This is a genomic window from Lactobacillus sp. UMNPBX16 (assembly GCF_002553775.1).
Classification (GTDB): Bacteria; Bacillota; Bacilli; order Lactobacillales; family Lactobacillaceae; genus Lactobacillus; species Lactobacillus crispatus.
This window is the reverse complement of the sequence record NZ_PCYU01000068.1, coordinates 1-2,206: the sequence shown is the minus strand read 5'-3', so window position 1 is coordinate 2,206 and position 2,206 is coordinate 1. Positions and strand designations below refer to the sequence as shown.

3 protein-coding genes are annotated in these 2,206 nt (G+C 37.1%); all 3 read right to left on the bottom strand.

Annotated elements, in window-relative coordinates; translation table 11 throughout:
• Positions 1-60: 60 nt before the first annotated feature.
• The 3 genes from CP367_RS10210 to rsmD are packed head-to-tail and all read right to left on the bottom strand — an operon-like array spanning position 61 to position 2,133.
• Complete coding sequence (locus tag CP367_RS10210) at positions 61-1,104, bottom strand: SepM family pheromone-processing serine protease (RefSeq protein WP_013086172.1); 1,044 nt, start codon at positions 1,102-1,104, stop codon at positions 61-63.
• Entirely contained in the window at positions 1,097-1,582 is a 486-nt protein-coding gene (gene coaD, locus CP367_RS10205) for a pantetheine-phosphate adenylyltransferase (protein ID WP_089145753.1), read from the bottom strand. Before coaD ends, CP367_RS10210 begins: the two co-directional genes overlap by 8 nt.
• 2 nt (positions 1,583-1,584) lie before the next feature.
• A complete protein-coding gene (gene rsmD / locus CP367_RS10200; protein ID WP_005722810.1) occupies positions 1,585-2,133 on the bottom strand; it encodes a 16S rRNA (guanine(966)-N(2))-methyltransferase RsmD in 549 nt (182 codons plus the stop codon).
• Between the last annotated feature and the right edge of the window lie 73 nt (positions 2,134-2,206).

Sequence of the window (2,206 nt, the reverse complement as noted above, 5' to 3'; positions counted from 1 at the left end):
TATTTATTACGCAAAAAAAGCCCAGAATTTTTTCTGGACTTCAAATTTTTTTGAATTTTTTTAGTAATGTGTCTTTAGATAGTTTAATGCATCATCAAAAGTGCTCACAGGGACAATTTTCATTTTGGTGTGAATTTTCTTTGCGGTTCTCTTAGCAACTGCATAATTAGTTTCACTTTTCTTCACACTGGTTGAATCAGTCGGCGCAAAGAAGACCTCTGCACCTTCTCTGCTAGCAGCTACCACTTTTTTATCAACGCCACCAATGATTCCTACTTTTCCAGTAGGTGAAATCGTACCTGTTCCCGCAATCTTATGTCCCTTACTTAAGTTCTGCTTGGTAAAGACCTCATAGCTTTCAAGTGTGAACATCAATCCGGCTGAGGGGCCACCGATTTCGCCAGCATTAATTTTTAACTTAGGCTTAGTTTTCACAACTACATGCTCAACTAATTGAATTCCAATTCCTGGCTTATTAGTACCCTTTACCTTAACAATTTTGCCAGTAAAGTGTTTCTCTTGCTTACCACGCAAAACTGAGATTGTTACTCGTGCACCAATTTTTTGTTTACGCAAATAATTCATCATCTCTTCAGTTGACCTGAAACGATGCCCGTTTGCGCCTAAAACGGTATCACCAATTTGGAGCTTATTTTTAAAACTAGAATTTTTCTGGACTTCCATTACATAAACGCCTAGATATTTTAAGCTATGCTGTTTACCTGCTTTTTTAGCTGCATAATAAATTGCATTCTGCTGACTTGTTTCCATATACCAGTTTTGCAACTCATTATATTGAGCACTAGTTTGACCTCCTAGCAGCTCCTTGCTTGATACACGCTCATCATAGGGACGAGTAAAACTCCATAGATATTGCAAAACCGGAGCCGGCCGACTAGTTACGCTAACTGTCACCAAATAAAAATTATTCGGACGTTTATTTGATGACTTAATAAACTGGCCCACGGGCATTGCCTCACCAGGATATTCAATATAATAATCGGTCGGCCAAACAGCAAGTACCACTAATAAAACAAGCGCAATTAGTGCCAAGAGCCAATTACGCAAGTGCTTTTTCGATTGATTGTTTTTCTTATTATTCATGTTTTAGCTTCTCTCTCAATGCAATCGCTGCTTTTTTAGGTAAAAACAGACTAACATCTTCATCAAAACGAGCTAATTCCTTAATCATGCTTGAAGCTACAAAAGAATTTTCTGGACTCGTAAAAAGCAAAACTGTATTCACATCTGGAGCCAATTTTTTATTAATCCCAGCAATCTCCTGTTCATAGCGGAAATCAGCACTGTTGCGTACACCGCGCACCATAACTTTAGCATGCAATTCATGTGCTAAATTTACGGTTACTTCTTCCGGTCTTTCTAGCACTTCAATATTAGGTATTTCCTTTAGTGCATCCCTGATTAGATCAGCACGTTCTTCAGGCGTAAACAAGTATTTCTTAGCTGTATTGGTCATCGCAACTACATATACTTTATCAAAAATTTCAGCAGCCTTTTTAGCGGTCTCCACATGCCCATTAGTAATCGGATCAAAACTTCCTGGAAATAAAGCGATTGTCATTATTAGTCCTTTCGATAAATCCTCACAATTGTTTTTCCTAAATGGTGTTCTTTGATCAATGAAAAACCAGTAATTTCACCCAGTTCTGTATGATCATCAGTTTCTGCTACCACAATTGCATGATCATTAAGTAGGTTCGACTTTACCATCTGCAACATGTCCTTAGCGATTTTTTCTTTGGCATAGGGCGGATCAAGAAAAACTAGATCAAACTTTTCATCATTCTCAGAAAATAATTTTAATGCTGCAGAGCTGCGCATATTATAAACATTAAAACGCTGCTCTTCCTTAGTTAAAGCAACATTTTTCTTAATAATTGTACAAGCAGCATGATTAATATCAACCAGACTCGCATGGTCACAGCCCCTTGAAACAGCTTCAATTCCTAAGGCACCACTACCAGCATATAAGTCTAAAACATTACCACCCTGAAAAAATTGTCCCAATGAATTAAAAAGGGATTCTTTCACCTTATCACTGGTTGGTCTTGTCCGATTACTTTTCAAAGTAAATAAATTTCTTTTAGCATATTTCCCTGAAATAATTCTCATTTTAGTTGATTCTCACTTTTTTCTTGTTCAAGTTGCAATTTCTTTTCTGCTTTTTGGGCCATCTCAGCTAATT